Source organism: Variovorax sp. 20P10.2.4 (assembly GCF_058244205.1).
In genome coordinates, this window is sequence record NZ_JBZAYE010000958.1 from 1 (window position 1) to 2,028 (window position 2,028).

The 2,028-nt window shown below is 69.6% G+C and carries 2 protein-coding genes; both read left to right on the forward strand.

Annotated elements, in window-relative coordinates; genetic code table 11:
• Positions 1 to 167: 167 nt before the first annotated feature.
• Complete coding sequence (locus AC27VN_RS39895; RefSeq protein WP_490880273.1) at positions 168 to 881, forward strand: hypothetical protein; 714 nt, start codon at positions 168 to 170, stop codon at positions 879 to 881.
• Positions 882 to 1,055: 174 nt separating this feature from the next.
• Entirely contained in the window at positions 1,056 to 1,961 is a 906-nt protein-coding gene (locus tag AC27VN_RS39900) for an SMP-30/gluconolactonase/LRE family protein (RefSeq protein ID WP_490880274.1), read from the forward strand.
• Positions 1,962 to 2,028: the final 67 nt, after the last annotated feature.

Below are 2,028 nucleotides of genomic sequence, written 5' to 3' on the forward strand. Positions count from 1 at the left end.
GGCCTTTCGCGGTGCGATCGCGGCCGTGCCCGCGGTGCTGGCCGTGCTGGTGTTGCTCGGTGCCGTGCTGGCCTGGTGGCGCGCCGAGCGACCTTGAAGGCGGCGGCCCCTCAATCCATCGAGCCCTACACTGCCGGCCGATGGCTCCCGTCCCTTCCCATCTCGCCATGCCTGAGCGCCTGACCTCGTACTTCTGGCGCGGCGATGCCTTGCGCAGCCGCAGCGTGAGCCCGGTCGTGCTCGCGTCGAGGCTGGAGATTCCCGAGCCGCCAGCACGGCTGGTGGCCGACTGGCGGCGCGACGCGAGCACGCAGCTGATGCTCGAGCCCGGCGACGTCGAGCCGCTGTCACTGGCACGCGCGAGAACGCGCTGGCCCGCGTACGGCCAATGCGTGCAGGCGGTGGCCGATTGGGCGCGCACGCAGGGATTGCCCGGCCTGCCGGGCAATGCCGACGTGGCACTGATGGCCTGCCGCGGCGCGCGCTACCACCACGACGGCGCGCAGTACGGCGGCGCGCTCTTCTGCAACCTCTTCCTCGGCGAGGACCTCGGCCTCGACGTGCACTTTCCATCGGCCGGCGTGCGCATTCCGCTCGCGCGCGGCACGGTGATGCTGTTCGACACCTGCCAGCCGCATGCCGTGATACGGCGCGATGGCGAGGGATTCGATGCCGCGGACTTCGGCGCGGAGCGCGACACCCTGCAGGTATTCCTGACCTGGGAGCTGCCGCTCGAGGACGAGGCGCTGGTCCGCGCGATGGAGATCCGCTTCGACGTCGATCCCTCGACCGCATCGCGGCTGACGCAAGAGCAGGTGCTGGTGAACGGCGAAGCGGCGATGCCGGACCCCGCGTCCGGTCGCTGGATCCGCGCCGCCTGAACGCGCCGTCCGAGCGCCCCGACTCGCGCCCGCGAGCAATGACTTTTGATCATTTCTCGCATGAGTTAATTGTGATTGAGCCGCCACGGCCCCTCACGTATCTTCAGCGCTCGAATCATTGAGAGACAAGCCCTTTTCGAGCCCCATGGCATCGAAGGCGGCACGAAGGAACGCATGAGGATTCTGGCCGAGGGTCTGCAATTTCCTGAAGGGCCGGTGGCGCTGGGCGACGGCTCGGTGCTGCTGGTCGAGATGCGCGCGGGCCTCGTCGTGCGGATCTCGCCCGATGGCGAGCGCCACGTCGTCGCCGATTGCGGCGGTGGTCCGAACGGGGCGGCGATCGGGCCCGATGGCGCGCTCTATGTCTGCGACAACGGCGGCAGCGCCTATGTGCCGGGCCGCTTCACCTCGACCGGGCCCGCGGCCGATTACGAAGGCGGCAGCATCCGCCGCTTCGACCTGCGCACGGGCGAGCACACGCTGCTCTACACGCATTGCGACGGCCATCGGCTGTCGTCGCCGAACGACCTCGTGTTCGACGCGCACGGCGGCTTCTACTTCACCGACTTCGGCAAGAAGCATGCGCGGCTGCGCGACTACGGCGGCGTCTACTACGCGCTGCCCGACGGCTCGCGCATCGTCGAGGTGGCCTATCCGCTGCTGTCGGCGAACGGCATCGGCCTCTCGCCCGACGCGCGCGTGCTCTACGTGGCCGAGACCGAGACGGCGCGGCTGTGGGCCTTCGACATCGTCGAGCCCGGCGTGGTGCGCAAGCATCCCTTTCCCTCGCCGCATGGCGGGCGCATCGTCTGCGGGTTGCCGGGCTTCCAGCGCTTCGACAGCCTCGCGCTCGAGGCCGGCGGCAACGTCTGCGTGGCCACGCTGATCACCGGCGCGGTCTCGGTCATCGCGCCCGACGGCACGCTGCTGCGGCAGCTGGTCTTCCCCGACAGCTACGTCACCAATCTCTGCTTCGGCGGGCCCGGCATGCAGACCGCCTACGTCACGCTGTCGGGCACCGGACAGCTCGTCTCGCTGCCCTGGCCCGCGCCGGGCCTGCGGCTGCATTTCAACGCGTAGCCCCGAGGCACGCGCACCAGAACATCCCTGGAGACTCCCATGATCCGCCGCGAATTCATCGTCACCC

Excerpts from the sequence above, each read along its gene's own strand:
- AC27VN_RS39895 (WP_490880273.1), top strand. The coding sequence starts at position 168 with ATGCCTGAGCGCCTGACCTCGTACTTCTGGCGCGGCGATGCCTTGCGC.
- AC27VN_RS39900 (WP_490880274.1), top strand. The coding sequence starts at position 1,056 with ATGAGGATTCTGGCCGAGGGTCTGCAATTTCCTGAAGGGCCGGTGGCG.